This window comes from Azospirillum sp., from assembly GCF_035627195.1.
Classification (GTDB): Bacteria; Pseudomonadota; Alphaproteobacteria; order Azospirillales; family Azospirillaceae; genus Azospirillum.
Genome location: NZ_DASPMG010000006.1, coordinates 1 through 16150 on the forward strand (window position 1 = coordinate 1; position 16150 = coordinate 16150).

The 16150-nt window shown below is 71.0% G+C and carries 18 protein-coding genes and 1 pseudogene; 12 read left to right on the forward strand and 7 right to left on the reverse strand.

The window, feature by feature from the left end; all coding sequences use genetic code 11:
• Nucleotides 1-146: 146 nt before the first annotated feature.
• The gene (locus VED21_RS00390; RefSeq protein WP_324880320.1) at nucleotides 147-1595 is read right to left on the reverse strand and encodes a fused MFS/spermidine synthase; all 1449 of its coding nucleotides are present in this window, start codon (nucleotides 1593-1595) and stop codon (nucleotides 147-149) included.
• 79 nt (nucleotides 1596-1674) lie between these two features.
• Here VED21_RS00390 and VED21_RS38935 point away from each other — a divergent pair, with 79 nt between their 5' ends.
• Both VED21_RS38935 and VED21_RS00395 read left to right on the forward strand, forming a co-directional pair.
• Complete coding sequence (locus VED21_RS38935) at nucleotides 1675-1911, forward strand: DUF4160 domain-containing protein (protein ID WP_414638144.1); 237 nt, start codon at nucleotides 1675-1677, stop codon at nucleotides 1909-1911.
• 3 nt (nucleotides 1912-1914) lie between these two features.
• The gene (locus VED21_RS00395; RefSeq protein WP_324880321.1) at nucleotides 1915-2367 is read left to right on the forward strand and encodes a DUF2442 domain-containing protein; all 453 of its coding nucleotides are present in this window, start codon (nucleotides 1915-1917) and stop codon (nucleotides 2365-2367) included.
• 12 nt (nucleotides 2368-2379) lie between these two features.
• On the opposite strand, the gene VED21_RS00400 is transcribed toward VED21_RS00395, so the two are convergent.
• Nucleotides 2380-3591, reverse strand: a complete 1212-nt coding sequence (locus VED21_RS00400; RefSeq protein WP_324880322.1) for an adenylate/guanylate cyclase domain-containing protein — start codon at nucleotides 3589-3591, stop codon at nucleotides 2380-2382.
• A 107-nt stretch (nucleotides 3592-3698) separates the two neighbouring features.
• Here VED21_RS00400 and VED21_RS00405 point away from each other — a divergent pair, with 107 nt between their 5' ends.
• Nucleotides 3699-4247 carry a NifU family protein gene (locus tag VED21_RS00405; RefSeq protein ID WP_324880323.1) on the forward strand — a complete coding sequence of 183 codons (549 nt, stop codon included), beginning with the start codon at nucleotides 3699-3701 and terminating at the stop codon, nucleotides 4245-4247.
• A 101-nt stretch (nucleotides 4248-4348) separates the two neighbouring features.
• On the opposite strand, the gene VED21_RS00410 is transcribed toward VED21_RS00405, so the two are convergent.
• Nucleotides 4349-5398 (reverse strand): polysaccharide deacetylase family protein, encoded by a 1050-nt coding sequence (locus VED21_RS00410; protein WP_324880324.1) that lies wholly within the window; start codon nucleotides 5396-5398, stop codon nucleotides 4349-4351.
• 144 nt (nucleotides 5399-5542) lie between these two features.
• Nucleotides 5543-6127: a D-alanyl-D-alanine dipeptidase gene (gene ddpX, locus VED21_RS00415; RefSeq protein WP_324880325.1), complete on the reverse strand. Its 585-nt coding sequence runs from the start codon at nucleotides 6125-6127 to the stop codon at nucleotides 5543-5545.
• A 70-nt stretch (nucleotides 6128-6197) separates the two neighbouring features.
• On the opposite strand from ddpX, the gene tsaB reads away from it, so the two are divergent.
• Nucleotides 6198-6872, forward strand: a complete 675-nt coding sequence (gene tsaB / locus VED21_RS00420) for a tRNA (adenosine(37)-N6)-threonylcarbamoyltransferase complex dimerization subunit type 1 TsaB (protein WP_324880326.1) — start codon at nucleotides 6198-6200, stop codon at nucleotides 6870-6872.
• Nucleotides 6873-6925: 53 nt separating this feature from the next.
• Nucleotides 6926-7354, forward strand: coding sequence for a GNAT family N-acetyltransferase (locus VED21_RS00425; RefSeq protein ID WP_324880327.1), 429 nt, complete (start codon nucleotides 6926-6928; stop codon nucleotides 7352-7354).
• A gap of 3 nt (nucleotides 7355-7357) precedes the next feature.
• On the opposite strand, the gene VED21_RS00430 is transcribed toward VED21_RS00425, so the two are convergent.
• Nucleotides 7358-7582 (reverse strand): sulfurtransferase TusA family protein, encoded by a 225-nt coding sequence (locus tag VED21_RS00430; RefSeq protein ID WP_324880328.1) that lies wholly within the window; start codon nucleotides 7580-7582, stop codon nucleotides 7358-7360.
• A gap of 120 nt (nucleotides 7583-7702) precedes the next feature.
• Here VED21_RS00430 and VED21_RS00435 point away from each other — a divergent pair, with 120 nt between their 5' ends.
• From VED21_RS00435 to VED21_RS00465, 7 genes are all read left to right on the forward strand, one after another.
• Nucleotides 7703-8116 (forward strand): MucR family transcriptional regulator, encoded by a 414-nt coding sequence (locus VED21_RS00435; protein WP_324880329.1) that lies wholly within the window; start codon nucleotides 7703-7705, stop codon nucleotides 8114-8116.
• Nucleotides 8117-8264: 148 nt separating this feature from the next.
• Nucleotides 8265-9086, forward strand: a complete 822-nt coding sequence (locus VED21_RS00440) for a GNAT family N-acetyltransferase (RefSeq protein WP_324880330.1) — start codon at nucleotides 8265-8267, stop codon at nucleotides 9084-9086.
• Between the two features lie 19 nt (nucleotides 9087-9105).
• A complete protein-coding gene (locus VED21_RS00445) occupies nucleotides 9106-9936 on the forward strand; it encodes a lysophospholipid acyltransferase family protein (protein WP_324880331.1) in 831 nt (276 codons plus the stop codon).
• A 166-nt stretch (nucleotides 9937-10102) separates the two neighbouring features.
• Nucleotides 10103-11491 carry a tRNA (N6-isopentenyl adenosine(37)-C2)-methylthiotransferase MiaB gene (gene miaB / locus VED21_RS00450; protein ID WP_324880332.1) on the forward strand — a complete coding sequence of 463 codons (1389 nt, stop codon included), beginning with the start codon at nucleotides 10103-10105 and terminating at the stop codon, nucleotides 11489-11491.
• Nucleotides 11492-11547: 56 nt separating this feature from the next.
• Entirely contained in the window at nucleotides 11548-12507 is a 960-nt protein-coding gene (locus VED21_RS00455; RefSeq protein ID WP_324880335.1) for a PhoH family protein, read from the forward strand.
• Nucleotides 12507-13040 (forward strand): rRNA maturation RNase YbeY, encoded by a 534-nt coding sequence (gene ybeY, locus VED21_RS00460; RefSeq protein ID WP_324880336.1) that lies wholly within the window; start codon nucleotides 12507-12509, stop codon nucleotides 13038-13040. Before VED21_RS00455 ends, ybeY begins: the two co-directional genes overlap by 1 nt.
• A complete protein-coding gene (locus VED21_RS00465) occupies nucleotides 13037-13951 on the forward strand; it encodes a hemolysin family protein (protein WP_324880333.1) in 915 nt (304 codons plus the stop codon). The genes ybeY and VED21_RS00465 overlap by 4 nt, the downstream gene beginning before the upstream one ends.
• 136 nt (nucleotides 13952-14087) lie before the next feature.
• Here the strand turns inward: VED21_RS00465 and VED21_RS00470 are convergent, their stop codons facing one another.
• A complete protein-coding gene (locus VED21_RS00470; protein ID WP_324880334.1) occupies nucleotides 14088-15599 on the reverse strand; it encodes a class I SAM-dependent methyltransferase in 1512 nt (503 codons plus the stop codon).
• A 167-nt stretch (nucleotides 15600-15766) separates the two neighbouring features.
• A pseudogene (locus VED21_RS00475) lies at nucleotides 15767-16150 on the reverse strand (HslU--HslV peptidase ATPase subunit); the annotation flags it as partial.

Below are 16150 nucleotides of genomic sequence, written 5' to 3' on the forward strand. Positions count from 1 at the left end.
GGGCATCGAGCCGGAGGGGCCGGGACCGCTGATCTCCTTCTTCGCCGGGCGCGGCGTGGGCCGCCTGCGCATCCCGCTGACCATCGTTCCCGGCGGGTTGAGCGAGGACCAGCTGGACGCCATCACGTGACCGCTCACCGCACCCCTCACCGCCCGTACAGCGCGGCGAGGCTGCGCAGGTCGATGTCGCTGCGGTCGTCGGTCAGCACCGGGTGGCCGGCGCCGTCCACGGGGTGGATGGTCTCGGCGATGCGGCGGGACGCGTACAAGGCCGGCGCGGGGGCCTTCTCCAGGCGTACGTGTACGTCGGCCAGCGTACGCGCGTCCGCCGTGGCGATCAGGAAGTAGTTGCCGTTGCCCGCGTCGGCCATGAACACCGACGGGAACACCGCCGCCAGCGTCGCCGCCAGCGGCCCCGTCAGCACGTCGCGGTCGGCCGGCGAGGCGACGTTCATCATCACCATGCCGCCGGGCGCCAGCCGCTGCTTCACCGCCGCGAAGAACTCCCGCGTCGCGGTGAAGAAGGGGATGACCGTGCCGTTGTAGAGGTCGACCAGGATGACGTCGTGCGTCTCGACCGAGGTGCGGACGAAGCGGCGGGCGTCGGCCACCTGCGTGCGCACGCCGGTGAGGCCGAAATGCTTGCGCGCCACCTCCACCACCGCCGGGTCCAGCTCGACTCCCAGGATGTCGGTGTCCGGCCACGCGCGGCCGATCTCCCGCGCCGCCACGCCGCCCGCCAGACCCAGGATCAGCACCCGCCGGCCGTCCGCCAGCGCGGGTGCGGCGGCGAACAGGTCGTAGTACAGGCCGGTCGGCCCACCGTCCTTGCGCAGGCGCGACTGCACCGCCCACAGCACGTTCAGGTGCAGGCGGACCTCGCGCTCATCCTCGCGCACGTAGATGGTGTTGTGCGGCGTCTCGCGGTACAGCGCGAACCCCTCGCCCTCCCGCCACACGGCCCCCCAGGCGGCCAGCGCCAGCAGGGCCGCCGTGACGCCCACCTCGCGCCCGCGCGGCAGCGGCAGGCAGGCGGCGGCGAGGATGACGCCGGCCACGGCGTAGCCGGCCGACACGCCGATGGTGGGAATGGCGAAGAAGGACGCGAAGAAGGTGCCGCCGATGCTGCCCAGCGTGCCGACGGCGTAGATCCGCCCGGCCGAGGCCGCCGTCCCGCCCGCCGCCGTCAACCCCGCGCAGATCGGCGACACCATGGCCAGCGCGAAGGACGGCGCGCCCAGAAGCAGCATGGCGCCGACCACCGACCCGGCCGGCGTGCCGACGCCGCCCCCGGCCGCCGCCTCCAGCAACCCCGGCCCGACCCACGGCGACGCCCCCGCCCACAGCGCCCCGGCCACGAGCGCGCCGCGCAGCGCCGGCACCGCGCGCGGCCCGTCGCCCACCGACCCGCCGTACCAGTAGCCGGCCGCCATGAACCCCAGCACCACGCCGATGACCGCCCCCCACTGGTAGACGGAATAGCCGTAGTGCGGCGCCATCAGCCTCCCGCCCAGGATCTCCAGCATCATCAGCGACCACCCCCCGGCGAAGGCGGCGATCAGGTACGGGGCGGTGCGGCGGGAGATAGCGTTCATGGAAGCGTGTCTATGGGTGCCGGCACCCACCGTCAACGGAACGGTTGTCGTGGTGCAACTGTTGCACTAAGCTTTCGACATGCCGACGATCGCGCGGTTCGCCGCCTGCACCGTGTCCATATATCCTGCGGACCACAACCCACCACACGTTCACATCCGAGGACCGGACTTCGAGGCGCTGGTCGAGATCGGGGGGTCGAAATCGGCGGGAAGGGCAGGATCATCGGCCGGACGGGCAAGGTCCGCACCATCACGGACGCCATGGATTGGGTCAAGGCCAACACCGAAATGCTCTTGGAGCGCTGGAAGGAGCTGACCCATGAGGACGGTGCCGCATCAACAGATCGCCGACGTGCACACTCGTCCCCCCGCAACGCTGGTGGTGACATGGAAGGACGGCAGCGTGGAAAAGGTCGACCTGTCCGCCGTCCTGGCGCGCAGCCGCACCTTGGCGCCCCTGCGCGATCCGGATCTCTTCCAGCGGGCGCACGTCGGGGAATGGGGCTGGTCGGTCGCCTGGACGGACGATCTGGACCTCAGCTCGCAACAGCTCTGGCGCTGGGCGGGGGAGCAGAACGGCGACTTCATGCCGGCCGACGACTTCCGCGCCTGGATGGAGCACAACGGCCTGTCGCTGAGCAAGGCGGCCGACGCGCTCGGCATCAGCCGCCGCATGGTGGCCTATTATACGGGCGGCGAGCGCCCCATACCGAAGACGATCCGGCTGGCGACGGTGGGGTTCGATGCGCTGAAGCACGGCATGGCCGCCTGACGGGCGCGGCCGTCAGCCCTTCAGCCCGAACACCTGGATCGGCTCGACCAGCCCCTTCACCGGCTGCCAGCCGAGCGAGGCGAGGCGCTCCGGGCAGTGGCGGGCGAAGGCTTCCGAGGTCAGCACCGGGCGGTCCAGGCGGGCGCACAGCCCCTCGATGCGGCTGACCAGGTTGACGGCCGGGCCGATCACCGTGAAGTCCAGGCGGTTGGGAGCGCCGATGTTGCCGTACATGACGTCGCCGACGTGCAGCGCCAGGCCGTAGCGCAGCGTCGGCTGGCCCCAGGCGGCGCGTTCCGCGTTCAGGCGCGCCATCCCGGCCAGCGCCTCCTCGGCGGCGTCCAGCGCGCGGGCGCAGGTCGCGGCCTCGCAATCGGCGGCGCAGGGGCCGTCGGGCAGCGGGAAGACGGCCAGCACGGCGTCGCCGACGAACTTCAGGATCTCGCCGTCGCGCGCCTCGATGGCGCCGCCCATGATCTCGAAATAGCCGTTCAGCAGCGCGATCAGCTCCTCGCGCGGCAGGCGGTCGGCCAGCGCCGTGAAGCCGCGCAGGTCGCAGTACCACAGCACGGCGTTCAGGCCCGCCCCGGTGCCGCGCCGGATGTCGCCGGACAGGATGCGCGCCCCGGTGCGCCGGCCGACGTAGGTGTCGAGCACCGTGGCGGCGAGGCGGCGCACGCTCTTCAGCTCCAGCACCGCGGCCAGCGCCGGCAGCACGCCGTCGATCAGCGCCAGATCGGCGGTGGAGAAGCCGCCCGGGCGGTCCGTGGCGACGCTCAGCATGTTGCGCCGGCCGTTGGAGAAGGCGAGCGCCATGATGGCGTAATCGGTGATGTTCTGCGCCTTCAAGTCGTCCAGCACGGGGAACGGCCAGGGCTCGGCCATCCGCTCCAGGGGAAAGCGCATGGCCTCCGCACCGGCGTCGATGATGGCGGCCACGGGGCTGGAGCGGTATTCGGGGGTGTTCTCGCTGCCGTGCTCGCGCTCCACCACCTCGACGATGCCGCGGCCGTGGCGCCAGTAGACGGTCATCATGCGGAACAGCGGGTGCAGCACGCGCAGGCCCAGCGCGCAACGGACCAGCGGCACCCCTTCCTCAGCCATGCGGACGCAGAAGGCGTCCAGCACGTCGGGAACTTCGGGAAGCATCCGGGCCTCGCCGAGCAGCCAATCGACGACCGCCGCGCGGGCGTCGCTGCCCGAAGCAGCGGAATCCTTGCTCACCGTCAAATTCCCCAACGAGGGCGCGCTTGATCTTGCCGGCGATTCTGCCCAAGTTTCCGATACGCCGCCAGTCTTCTTCGGCGGCAGCGCAGAAAGGATTCAGCACCATGTTCATCCAGACCGAGCAGACCCCCAATCCGGCCACCCTCAAGTTCCTGCCGGGGCGTGAGGTGCTCGGCCACGGCACGGCGGACTTCACCAGCCGCGAGGCGGCCGCCCGCTCGCCGCTCGCCGAGCGGCTGTTCGAGATCGACGGGGTCGCCGGCGTCTTCCTGGGCGCCGACTTCATCACCATCACCAAGGACGGGTCGAAGGAGTGGTTCCTGCTGAAGCCCTCCATCCTCGGCGTCATCATGGAGCACTTCACCGCCGGCAAGCCGGTGCTGCTGCATGGCGGCGACGACAACGCGGTGACCGAGGACGACGACGAGATCGTCCAGCAGATCAAGGAGCTGCTCGACACCCGCGTGCGCCCGGCGGTGGCGCAGGACGGCGGCGACATCACCTTCCACGGCTTCGACCGCGGCGTGGTCTACCTGCACATGAAGGGCTCGTGCGCCGGCTGCCCCAGCTCGACCGCCACGCTGAAGAACGGCATCGAGAACATGCTGCGCCACTACATCCCCGAAGTGGTCGAAGTCCGCGCCGTGCGCTGACCGTTTTCGACGTTGGGTTTTCGCTGCGCTCAACCCAACCTACCCTCACGTCGTAGGTTGGGTTGAGGCACAGCCGAAAACCCAACGCGCCTTCTGTTTCTTCACTCCGGCACCAGGAACTGCACGCCGAACCAGCGCCAGCGGCCGTCGGGACCGGGCAGCGTGCAGTTGACGCGCGAGCGGCCCGGCGGGAACGGGTCGGCGATGCGCACCTCCACCCGGTCCTCGGCGATGTGCTCCACCTGGGTGCGGCCCTGGCCGGAGGCGAAGCAGGCCAGCCGCGACAGGTCGCCCACCGCCTCGCCCACCGTGAAGCCGAGCGGCGGCGGGTTGACCGCCAGCACCGGATCGTCCGGCGTCACGTCGGACACCGGCAGCGGCAGCGCGTTGGCGGCGAGGCGGAAGCGCTCGATGCCGCCGAACGACTCGATCATCACGAAGCGCGGCAGGGCACGGAAATCGCTGTCCGGGTGGATGACGCCCGACTGCTGGCCGAAGCCGGCGGCGAAGCCCTGCTCGGCCACCAGCGTGCGCAGCGCCGCGGAATAGTCGCCGCCGGGATAGGCGAACAGCGCCGGCCGCTGGCCCAGCTCCGCCTGCAGGCGGTCGCGGGCGCGGCGCAGCTCGGCGCGCGTGTCGACCGGCGGCTTGGACACCAGCGAGGCGGTGGTGGTGCCCAGGGCGCCGATGGTGACGCCCCCGGCGGACGCCAGCTGGCGCAGCTCGTCCCAGGTCATGTGCGTGTCGGGCCGGCCCACCGCGTCGGCGGCGACGAACAGCGTGAAGGGCAGGCCCGCCGCCCGCAGGCGCGGCCAGGCGTGGCGGTAGAAGGACCGGGTCGCGTCGTCGATGGTGATGGCGACCGTGCGCGGCGGCAGCGGCGCCTGGTTACGCACCGCCTCTAGGATCTGCGGCAGCGGCAGCACGGCGTAGTCGCCGTTCTTCAGCTCCTCCAGGTGCGCCTCGAACTGGTCGATGCGGATGCTGCTGGAGGGGGTCTGGTCCTCGCCGAAGCGGTTGTAGGCGAAGACGACGGCGCTCGGGCCATCGTCGGGGGTGGCCGGGGCAGCCACGGCCGGGGCGCCCGCGCAGGCCAGGAAGGCCCATGCGGCGACGGCGGCAAGCGAGGCGGCGACGCGGCGGAACGGCATGGCATCGGTGTCGACATGGCGGCCGGTTCGGGACCGACCAACGCCGATGGTGTGGCACAGCCGCCGCGCGGGAACAAGGGATGAACCGCCGCAGGCTTGGCTTCACCGGCGGACGGTGCCCATGTGCAACACAACCTGTGGCGATCAGGCCACCGCCGGAACCCGCCCCGGAACCGGCCCCGCCATCATGCGCCCGCCGGCCGCCGCATCGGTCAACAGGGGGTGGCGTTCGGCGTCGGGAAGCTGGTAATGCCACCATTCCGCGTCGTAATGCCGCCACCCCGCCGCCGTCATGATGCCGAGCAGCAGCGCCCGGTTGCGCTGCACCGCGGGGGGCAGGTCGGCGCGGCCGTGGTGCGAGCGCTCAGTCATGTCGTCGAAGGGCGTTCCCATGTCCAGCGAGCGGCCGTCCGCGCCGTCGAGCGTCAGGTCCACCGCCACGCCGCGCGAATGGTTGGAACCGAGTCGCGGGTCGGCGATGTAGACGGGATCGGGCAGCGCGTGCCATAGCTCCCATTGCGCCTCGACCGGGCGGAAGGCATCGTAGACGCGCAGCCGGAACCCGGCGCCGCGCGCCAGTTCCGCCGCGCGGGTCAGGCGCGCCGCCGCCTCCGGGTGCAGCAGGCAGACGGCGCGGCGGTAGACCGGCCGGCCGGTCAGGTTGTCGTCCGTGGCGTAGCGGAGGTCGACGGCGACGTCGAACGCCGGAGGCGCGATTTCGATCAGCATGGATGGGGACGGTGCTGCGGCGACGGGTCCCCCCGTGTAGCACGGATGGAGTGCGGGCATGAAGGTGGGCATGAGGGTCCTGGGTCTCGACACGGCGACGTCGGGCTGCTCGGCGGCGGTGTGGGACGACGGGCGCGTCACCGCGCGCCGCGCCGAGCCGATGGCCCGCGGCCAGGCGGAGGCGCTGGTGCCCATGGTGCAGGCCGTGCTGGCCGACGCCGGGGTGACGGTGGATGGGTTGGACCGCATCGCCGTCACCGTCGGGCCGGGCGCCTTCACCGGCCTGCGCATCGCACTGGCGGCGGCGCGCGGCTTCGCGCTGGCGGCCGGCCTGCCCATCCTCGGGGTGACCACCTTCGACGCCGTGGCGCACGCGCTGCCGGAGGATGAGCGGCGGGGCCGCCGCGTTCTGGTCGCCATCGACTCCCGCCGGGCCGAGCCGTTCCTTCAGCTGTTCGACGAGGATCTGGCGCCGCTCGGCGAGCCGGTGCTGCTGGAACCGGCGGCGGTTCCCGGCTGGCTGGCGGCCAAGGCACCGGGCGGCCCGCTGCTGGTCGCCGGCGACGCGGCGGCGATGCTGGCGCCGGTGCTGGCCGGCCGGGCGGACACCGCGTACGCCGCCGGGCCGGGCCTGCCGGACGCGGCGGTGGTCGCCGAGTTGGGCGCCCGGCGCACCGGGGGGCTGCCGGCGCAGCCGCTCTACCTGCGCGCGCCCGACGTCACGCTGCCGAAGGCCAAGTCGTGACCCCCGTTCTTATCCGCCCGGCCACACAATTCGAAGTCGAAGTACTGGCTGCCATGCAACAGGCGTGCTTCTCCGACGAGCCGTGGTCGGCGGAGTTCATCGGTTCGCTGCTTGCGCAGCCCGGCACCTTCGCCTTGCTGGCGGTGCGCGGCGGCGATGACCCGGTGGGCACCGATCCTATGGGCCCCGATCCCTTGGGCTTCGTGCTGGCCCGCGTCGTCGCCGAGGACGCGGAGATCCTGACCATCGGCGTGCTGCCGGGCGCGCGCGGCGGCGGGTTCGGCCGCCGGCTGGTCGACGAGGCCACGGACGGCGCGCGGCGCCTGGGCGCCACCGCGCTGTTCCTGGAGGTGGCGGAGGACAACGCGGCCGCGCGCGCGCTCTACGCCGCTGCCGGTTTCGCCCCCGTGGGGCGGCGCCCCGGCTACTACAAGCGGCCCGACGGGCGCGTCGCGGCGCTGGTGCTGCGGCGTTCGTTCTGAGCCTTAACTTTTTCGCACGATCAGGCGGTGCGGACCGGCCGGATCGTCCGGATTTTCAGGGCGCAGCGCGAGAATGGCGTGCCCCAATTCACCCAGAGATCGCGGTACATTTTCCAAGGGTTCGCCCGCGTTCAGCCGCACTTCCAGGGTCTGGCCGCTCGCCATCCGTTCCACCGACAACTTTGTTTTGACGAAGGTTAACGGACACACCTCCGTCGTGATGTCCAAGAAGTAATCTGCGGACCTTTCTTCGTGCACGTCTTCCTCTTTGGGGCAAAGATTGGATATTGCGTGCCGGCGCGAACCTCTTTATATGGAGAGGAACGCCAAGCCGCGGAGCAAGCTTACATGAGCAATGGGTCCCCTTCCAACGCGCTGTTGTCTCTGACCACGGAGATCGTGGCGGCGCATGTCTCCAACAATACAGTGGCCCTAAACGATCTCCCGACGCTGATCGAACAGGTGTACAAGTCCCTGTCCAACGTGGGGGTTGAGCAGGTACCCGTGGAGGAGCGCCCGCAGCCGGCCGTGCCCGTGAAGAAGTCGGTGACGCCGGACTACATCATCTGCCTCGAGGACGGCAAAAAGCTGAAGATGCTGAAGCGCCACCTCAAGACCGCCTACAACATGTCGCCGGAGGAATACCGGGACCGTTGGGGCCTGCCGACCGACTACCCGATGGTGGCGCCGAACTACGCCCGCCAGCGCAGCTCGCTGGCCAAGCAGATCGGCCTCGGCACCCGCGCCCGCCGCGGCGCCTGACACCCACGCGCGGCCCGTTCCGGAGCGTCGCCGCATCGGCGGTTGACCGCCGGGCATTGCTTTGTGGTATCCCTGTTGGCCGGGCACGCGCCCGGCCCATGGGGCCGAAGTGTCGGGCCCGTGTTGCGACCCAGCCAATGCGATCCGGATGACTGACACGAGCACCGATCAGGCCAGTTCCTCTGAACTGCGCATGGGCTCCCTCGAAGTGCGGCTCGCCGAGTCCGCCGCCGAGATCGATTGGGCGCAGGCCCTGCGCTACCGCGTCTTCTACAACGAGATGTCGGCGGTGCCCTCGCCCGAGATGGCGGCACGCCACCGCGACTTCGACGACTTCGACGCGCTGTGCGACCACCTGCTGGTCGTCGACCACGCGCGCGGCGGCGGGCCGGAGTCCGTGGTCGGCACCTACCGCCTGATCCGCCGCCCGGCCGCCGAGAAGGCGGGGCGCTTCTATTCCAGCAGCGAGTACGACATCAGCCCGCTCGCCAACTTCCCCGGCGAGGTGCTGGAGCTGGGCCGGTCCTGCGTCGACGCCGCCTACCGCACGCGCGGCAGCATGCAGCTGCTGTGGCGCGGCATCGCGGCCTACGTCGCCCAGCACCGGATCGAGCTGATGTTCGGCTGCGCCAGCCTGCCCGGCACCGACCCGCAGGCGATCGCCCAGCCGCTGTCTTACCTCCACCACTACCATCTGGCCCCGCCGGAGTTGCGCGCCCGCGCGCTGCCCGACCTCTACGTCGACATGGCGCTGATGGAGAAGGAGGCGGTGGACGCCAAGCGGGCGCTGGTCGAGCTGCCGCCGCTGATCAAGGGCTACCTGCGCCTGGGCGGCTTCATCGGCGACGGCGCGGTGATCGACCACCAGTTCAACACCACGGACGTCTGCATCGTCGTGAAGACCGACCTCGTCACCGACAAGTACGCCAAGCACTACGAGCGGCGCAGCCGCGACGCGCAGTCCGCCTGAGCGGGGAACGGAAGCCGTGATGGGATCGCCGGTCCTCGGCTTCGCCCGCCTCGCCGTCTACCTGCTGTGGACGGTCGTGCTGATCCCGGTGCAGGCGCTGGCGGTGGCGCTGCGCTGGCCGCTGCGGCACAGCCTGCCGCGCTTCTACCACGCGGTGTGCACGCGCATCATCGGCATCGACGTGGTGGTGCGCGGCGAACCGGCGCGCGAGCGGCCGGTGCTGGTCGTCTCCAACCACTCCTCCTACCTGGACATCACGGTTCTGGGCAGCCTGATCCCCGGCTCCTTCGTCGCCAAGACGGAGGTGGCGGGCTGGCCCTTTTTCGGGCTGCTGGCCAAGCTGCAGGAGACGGTGTTCGTCGAGCGCAAGGCGCGCTCCGGCGCCGGCCGGCAGCGCGACGATCTGAAGGCGCGGCTGGAGGCCGGCGACATCCTGATCCTGTTCCCCGAGGGCACCTCGTCCGACGGCAACCGCACCCTGCCCTTCAAGACCGCGCTGTTCGCCGTGGCGGCCATGCGCGTGGACGACAAGCCGCTGACCGTGCAGCCGGTGAGCGTGACCGCCACCCGCCTGGACGGCATCCCCATGGGCATGGCCTTCCGCCCGCTGTACGCGTGGTACGGCGACATGGACCTGGCGCCGCACCTGTGGGAGGCGTTCAAGGCCGGCCGCATGACGGTGGAGGTGGAGTTCCACCCGCCGGTCACCCTGGAAGGCTTCTCCAGCCGCAAGGCACTGGCCGAACACTGCCAGACGGTGGTGTCGCAGGGCGTGGCAAGGGCGGTGTCGGGGCGGCATCCCGACCCTCTCCCGCTCCGGGAGAGGGTGGCCGCGGAAGCGGCCGGGTGAGGGCAAAGGTCCATCCACGAACTTTCCCCCGCGCGCGCGGTTGACTCGATTCGGCGGGCGCGTGTTACCATATGGATCCTCATGCGTGCCGGCGGAGCCTGTCCGGCGCGCTTTTGTCATTTAGCGGGACACGAGCGGCGCGGATATGGGTGCGGAAGGGAGCGGCTTGAGCAAGAAGCTCTTCATCAAGACCTGGGGCTGCCAGATGAACGTCTACGACTCCGCCCGCATGGCGGACGTCCTGGCGCCCCTGGGATACCGGACGGCGGACGAGCCGGACGGCGCCGACATGGTGATCCTCAACACCTGCCACATCCGCGAGAAGGCCGCCGAGAAGGTGTTCTCGGAACTCGGCCGCCTGCGCACGCTGAAGGACCGCAAGGCCGACCAGGGCGAGCGCATGATCCTGGCCGTCGCCGGCTGCGTCGCCCAGGCGGAGGGCGAGGAGATCGTCGCCCGCGCCCCCTTCGTCGACATCGTCTTCGGCCCGCAGACCTACCACACCCTGCCGGAGATGGTGGCGCGCGCCCACCGCGCGGCCGGCGCGGTGCTGAACACCGACTTCCCGGCGGAGTCCAAGTTCGACCACCTGCCGGACGACGCCTCGCAGGGCGTCACCGCCTTCCTGGCGGTGCAGGAGGGCTGCGACAAGTTCTGCACCTTCTGCGTCGTGCCCTACACCCGCGGTGCGGAGTTCTCGCGCCCCGCCGCGCAGGTGATCGAGGAAGCCAAGCGCCTCGTCGCCAACGGCACGCGGGAGATCAACCTGCTGGGCCAGAACGTCAACGCCTTCCACGGAGAAGCGCCGGACGGCTCCACCTGGGGCCTCGCCCGCCTGATCCGCGAACTGGCGGAGATCGACGGGCTGAAGCGCATCCGCTACACCACCTCGCACCCGCGCGACCTAGACGACGAGCTGATCCGCGTGCACGCCGAGGTGCCGCAGCTGATGCCCTACCTGCACCTGCCGGTGCAGGCCGGGTCCGACCGCATCCTGGCGGCGATGAACCGCAAGCACACGGCCGACCACTACCGCGCCCTGGTCGACAAGCTGCGCACGGCGCGCCCCGACCTCGCGCTGTCCGGCGACTTCATCGTCGGCTTCCCCGGCGAGCGCGACGCGGACTTCGCCGAGACGCTGCGACTGGTGAACGACGTGCGCTACGCCCAGGCCTATTCCTTCAAGTACTCGCCCCGCCCCGGCACGCCCGCCGCCGTGGACGACCAGCAGGTGCCCGAGGAGGTGAAGGCGGAGCGTCTGGCGGCCCTGCAGCAGCTTCTTGACTCGCACCAGCAGGCCTTCAACCAGGGCTTCGTCGGCCGGACGGTGCCGGTGCTGTTCGACCGCGTTGGCAAGCGGCCGGGCCAGCTGCTGGGCCGCAGCCCGTACATGCAGTCGGTCTACGTGGAGGGGGGCGAGCGCCTGATGGGCAGCATCGCCGACGTCCGGATCGAGGCCGCGCACGTCAACAGCCTGGGCGGAACCATCGTCACCGGCGTTTACGAGTCCAGTTCCGCCCGCCCTGCCATTCCTTCCATGGAGGCACGCGCTTGAACGGCCCGTCCGAGCAGCGCATCGACCTACAGTTCGACGACAACCGTCTGCTGCCGATGCTCTATGGTCAGCACGACCAGCATCTGGCGCGCATCGAAACCCAGCTGGGCGTCTCGCTGATCTCGCGCGGCAACGCCCTGACCATCGCCGGGCCGGAGGATTCCGCGGAATCCGCCCGCTCCGCCCTAATGGCGCTGTACGAGCGGCTGAAGCGCGGCCTCCCCGTCGGCGTCGGCGAGGTGGACGCGGCGCTGCGCATGGCGACCTCCGTCATCGACCCGGCCGGCCGCGATCAGGCGCTGGCCACCATCGCCAAGCCCGACTTCCAGGTGCGCACCCGCCGCAAGGGCGCCATCAGCCCGCGCTCCCCCACCCAGGCCGCGTATCTGCAGGCGCTGGCGGAGAGCGAGATGGTGTTCGGTCTGGGCCCCGCCGGCACCGGCAAGACCTACCTCGCCGTGGCACAGGCGGTGGCGCTGCTGACGTCGGGGCAGGTCGACCGCATCGTGCTGTCGCGCCCGGCGGTCGAGGCGGGGGAGCGGCTGGGCTTCCTGCCCGGCGACCTGAAGGAGAAGGTGGACCCCTACCTGCGCCCGCTCTACGACGCGCTGCACGACATGCTGCCGGCCGAGCAGGTGAAGAAGCGCCTGGATTCCGGCGAGATCGAGATCGCACCCCTGGCCTTCATGCGCGGCCGCACGCTGGCCAACGCGTTCGTCATCCTGGACGAGGCGCAGAACACCACGCCCATGCAGATGAAGATGTTCCTCACCCGCCTGGGCGAGGGCGGGCGCATGGTGGTGACCGGCGACATCTCGCAGATCGACCTGCCGGCCGGCACCCGCTCCGGCCTGAAGGACGCGCTGGAGATCCTGCGCGAGGTGGAGGGCGTGCGCTTCGTCCACTTCACCGACAAGGACGTGGTGCGCCACCCGCTGGTCAGCCGCATCGTGCGCGCCTATGACAGGCACGAGGCCGGCAAGGCCAAGCCCCGCAACGGGGAGGCGGCGCCATGATGCAGGTGGACGTCGCCGTCACCCGCGAGGCCGGGGACTGGGCCGAGGACGCCGAATGGCTGGCCGAGCGCGCCGCGCTGGCCGCGCTGTCGGCGACGTGGCCCGACGACGAAGGCCCGGCCGAGATGTCCATCGTGCTGGCCGACGACGCGCTGGTCCGGCAGCTCAACCGCGACTACCGCGGCAAGGACAAGCCGACCAACGTGCTGTCCTTCGCGCTGACCGAGGCCGAGGAGCCCGAGGCGGAAGACGCCCCCACCCTGCTGGGCGACGTCATCCTGGCCTGGGAGACGGTCGCGCGCGAGGCGGCCGAGCAGGGCAAGCCCGTTTCCGATCACCTCTCCCACCTCGTCGTGCATGGCGTTCTGCATCTTCTCGGGTATGATCACGAGGTGGACGAGGACGCCGAGGAGATGGAAGCGCTGGAGGTCGAGGTGCTGAAGACCCTCGGCATCGCCGATCCGTACGCCCACGGCCACCCCCACGCCCCGGACGCCGGGGACCTGACGCAACCGCAACCGCCAGGACCATGACCGAAACATCCGACAGTCGAATGCCCCGTGACGACGGGGCCGAAGACCAATCGCTGGGCCATCTCTTCCGTGGATGGCTGCGCTCCGTGATCCGGGGCAGAGGCGACACCACCCTCCGCGACACTCTGGAAGAGTTGATCGAGGAGGAAGGCGAAGCCGAAGGCGGCATGGCCGCCAACGAGCGCGCGCTTCTGGGCAACGTGCTCAAGCTGCGCGACCGCACCGTCGTCGACGTGATGGTGCCGCGCGCCGACATCGTCGGCGTCGACGTTTCAACCCCCCTGCCGGCGCTGATCCAGCGCATGTCCGAGGAAGCGCACTCGCGCATGCCCGTCTACCGCGAGACGCTGGACGACGTGGTGGGCATGGTGCACATCAAGGACGTGCTGGCCTGCATCGCCAGCCAGCGCCCCGGCGAGCTGAAGGACATCGTGCGCGAGGTGCTGATCGTGGCGCCCAGCATGCCGGTGCTGGACCTTCTGCTGCAGATGCGCCAGACGCGCCAGCACATGGCGCTGGTCGTCGACGAGTTCGGCGGCATCGACGGCCTCGTCACCATCGAGGACCTTGTCGAGGAGATCGTCGGCGAGATCGAGGACGAGCACGACGACGCCGTGCAGCCCCGCCTGATGGACCGCCCCGACGGCTCCCTCCTGGCCGACGCCCGCGTGGCGATCGAGGATTTCGAGGAACGCGTCGGCCCGGTCCTGACCGAGGAGGAGCGCGAGGACATCGACACGCTGGGCGGCCTCGTGGTGTCGCTGGCCGGCCGCGTGCCGGGCCGCGGCGAGCTTCTGAAGCACCCCTCCGGCATCGAGTTCGAGGTGGTGGACGCCGACCCCCGCCGCATAAAGCGCCTGCGCGTGCGCAACGTGCCGGCCAACACCTCGCAGCTGGCGGCCACGGGGTGAGCCACAGTCCCCTCTCCCCTCCGGGGAGAGGGTTAGGGTGAGGGGGTCCGGCGTCGCGAACGTTCCCGGTCCCCCGACAACCCCCTCACCCGGCGCTTCGCGCCGACCTCTCCCCAGCGGGGAGAGGTTGTGAACGCTACAACACTCCCAAACCCCGCCAAACGGGCACCTTGCGCTCCAGGTGCAGGGCCAGCCGGGCGGCCAGTTCGCGCTTCTGTTCCTGCACATCGGCGATCGGCTCGCCGGCCCGCATCACCGGGCGGCCGAGACGGGCCAGTTCGGGCTGCACCGCGTCGGCCACGGCGGCGGCGCTGGCCGCCGGGTTCGCGAGCAGCGCGCGGTAGACCACCTGCTCCATGAAGCCGGCGGCGATGCCGCTGCCGATGCCGGGGGCGGCGAAGAAGCCGCGCTCCTCGCCCATCAGCGTGCGCTCGCACACCGTGGCGTTGAAGCGGCGGGCGACGGCGCGGGCCTCTTCGTTCACGGCGCGGGCGACGGGGTGGATCTGGTTGGCGTGCACCAACAGGGCGGCGGTGCGCAGCACCGGCGCCACGCCAGCGGTACCGACGAAGGCGCGCAGCGGCAGCGGGCCGTCGCGCCACAGGCGTTCGACCATGGCACGGGCCGCATCGGCAGTGCCGTCCAGGTCGCCGGCGGCGGTGCGCAGTTCCAGCCGCAGGTCGCCGGGGTAGACCAGCGTGACCAGCGCCGTGTCCAGCAGGCGCGCCTCGCGCTCAGCGGCGGACAGGCGCAGCGTGCCCTTGCCGAACAGGTCGCGGCGGAACTGGCGGTTGACGGCGAAGTCCTTCAACGTCTCGGCCAGCGCCGGGTCGGGCTCGCCCCGCACCATGGCGCGCATGCCGGCGGGCAGCGCCAGTTCCGGGAACGCCTCGACCGGGTCGGCGGAGCCGAGGAAGGACAGCTTGGCGGCGGCCATGTCGCGCGCCACGTCGGCGTGGTACAGCAGGCGCCAGTCGGCGTTCAGGTACTCGTGCGCGAGGTACTGCGGGTCCTGGCCGGCGATGGCGTCGAGGCGCGCGCGTACGGCCGGGTTGGCGGAGATGTACGCCGCACCGCTGTCGGCCAGCCGGCGCGCGAAGTCCACCGCCGCGCGCGCCTTGTCGGCCGACGTGCCGACGTGCCGGGCCGCCGCCTCGGCGAACAGCCGGCCCAGAGGGGACAGCGCCGCCCAGCCGGGCAGGCAGTTGTAGGACAGGTACAGCGCCCCGCCGATGGCCAGCGAGGCGCGCAGGACGTCCTGTACGTCCCGCGCCGTGTCGTCGCCGATCCACGAGTACACCCCGTGCGCGGCCACATAATCGAACGGACCGGGGTGGCGGGCGCGGCACTCGGCGAAGCTGGCGTCGGAGAGGGTGAGGTTTTCCAGGCAGGCGCGGGCGCGGAAGTCCTCGGCCGCCGCGATGTGGTCGGGGTTGAAGTCGATCGCCGTCCAGGCGCAGTCCGGGTTGGCGGCGGCCAGCACCGCGGCGTTGAACCCCGCCCCGCAGCCGAGTTCCAGCGCCGCCCGCGGCGCCGGCACGGCACGGCCGGCCAGCAGTGCCGCGAACACCACGGCGGCCGGCGCCATCTCGCGGTAGAAGCCCGGCGTGCAGGGCGTGTCGACGACGTAGCCGGCCGACCAGGACATGGGGGGGCTCCAAAGTTCAAAGCCCCTCTCCCCCTGCGGGAGAGGGGTTGGGGTGAGGGGGATTACGGCCGGCAGGCCGGAGAAGGCTCCTTGTCCCGCCCTCCGGGCGGTAACGACCCCTCATCCCAACCCTTCTCCCGCAAGGGGAGAAGGGCTTCATGTGCATTTTACAGAATGAACTTCGACAGGTCGGCGTTCTTGGCGAGGCTGCCGACGCGCTCGCGCACCATGGCCGCGTCGATGGACACGGTCTGGCCGGGCTTGTCGGAGGCGGTGAAGCTGATCTCCTCCAACAGGCGCTCCATCACCGTGTGCAGGCGCCGCGCGCCGATGTTCTCGACCGACGTGTTGATCTCGGCCGCCAGCCGCGCCAGCTCGTCGATGGCGTCGTCGGTGAACTCCAGCGTCACCTCCTCCGTCTGCAGCAGCGCCTTGTACTGCTTGATCAGGCTGGCCTCGGGCTCGGTCAGGATGCGCTTGAAGTCCTCCTGCGTCAGCGCCTTCAGCTCGACGCGGATGGGCAGGCGGCCCTGCAGCTCCGGCAGCAGGTC

Coding starts and splice junctions, on each gene's coding strand:
- VED21_RS00425 (WP_324880327.1), top strand. CDS start 6,926: ATGCAACAGGCGTGCTTCTCCGACGAGCCGTGGTCGGCGGAGTTCATC.
- VED21_RS00395 (WP_324880321.1), top strand. CDS start 1,915: ATGAGGACGGTGCCGCATCAACAGATCGCCGACGTGCACACTCGTCCC.
- VED21_RS00390 (WP_324880320.1), bottom strand. CDS start 1,595: ATGAACGCTATCTCCCGCCGCACCGCCCCGTACCTGATCGCCGCCTTC.
- VED21_RS00440 (WP_324880330.1), top strand. CDS start 8,265: ATGACTGACACGAGCACCGATCAGGCCAGTTCCTCTGAACTGCGCATG.
- VED21_RS38935 (WP_414638144.1), top strand. CDS start 1,675: ATGCCGACGATCGCGCGGTTCGCCGCCTGCACCGTGTCCATATATCCT.
- VED21_RS00470 (WP_324880334.1), bottom strand. CDS start 15,599: ATGTCCTGGTCGGCCGGCTACGTCGTCGACACGCCCTGCACGCCGGGC.
- ddpX (WP_324880325.1), bottom strand. CDS start 6,127: ATGCTGATCGAAATCGCGCCTCCGGCGTTCGACGTCGCCGTCGACCTC.
- VED21_RS00445 (WP_324880331.1), top strand. CDS start 9,106: ATGGGATCGCCGGTCCTCGGCTTCGCCCGCCTCGCCGTCTACCTGCTG.
- VED21_RS00465 (WP_324880333.1), top strand. CDS start 13,037: ATGACCGAAACATCCGACAGTCGAATGCCCCGTGACGACGGGGCCGAA.
- tsaB (WP_324880326.1), top strand. CDS start 6,198: ATGAGGGTCCTGGGTCTCGACACGGCGACGTCGGGCTGCTCGGCGGCG.
- VED21_RS00405 (WP_324880323.1), top strand. CDS start 3,699: ATGTTCATCCAGACCGAGCAGACCCCCAATCCGGCCACCCTCAAGTTC.
- VED21_RS00410 (WP_324880324.1), bottom strand. CDS start 5,398: ATGCCGTTCCGCCGCGTCGCCGCCTCGCTTGCCGCCGTCGCCGCATGG.
- ybeY (WP_324880336.1), top strand. CDS start 12,507: ATGCAGGTGGACGTCGCCGTCACCCGCGAGGCCGGGGACTGGGCCGAG.
- VED21_RS00455 (WP_324880335.1), top strand. CDS start 11,548: ATGCTCTATGGTCAGCACGACCAGCATCTGGCGCGCATCGAAACCCAG.
- VED21_RS00435 (WP_324880329.1), top strand. CDS start 7,703: ATGAGCAATGGGTCCCCTTCCAACGCGCTGTTGTCTCTGACCACGGAG.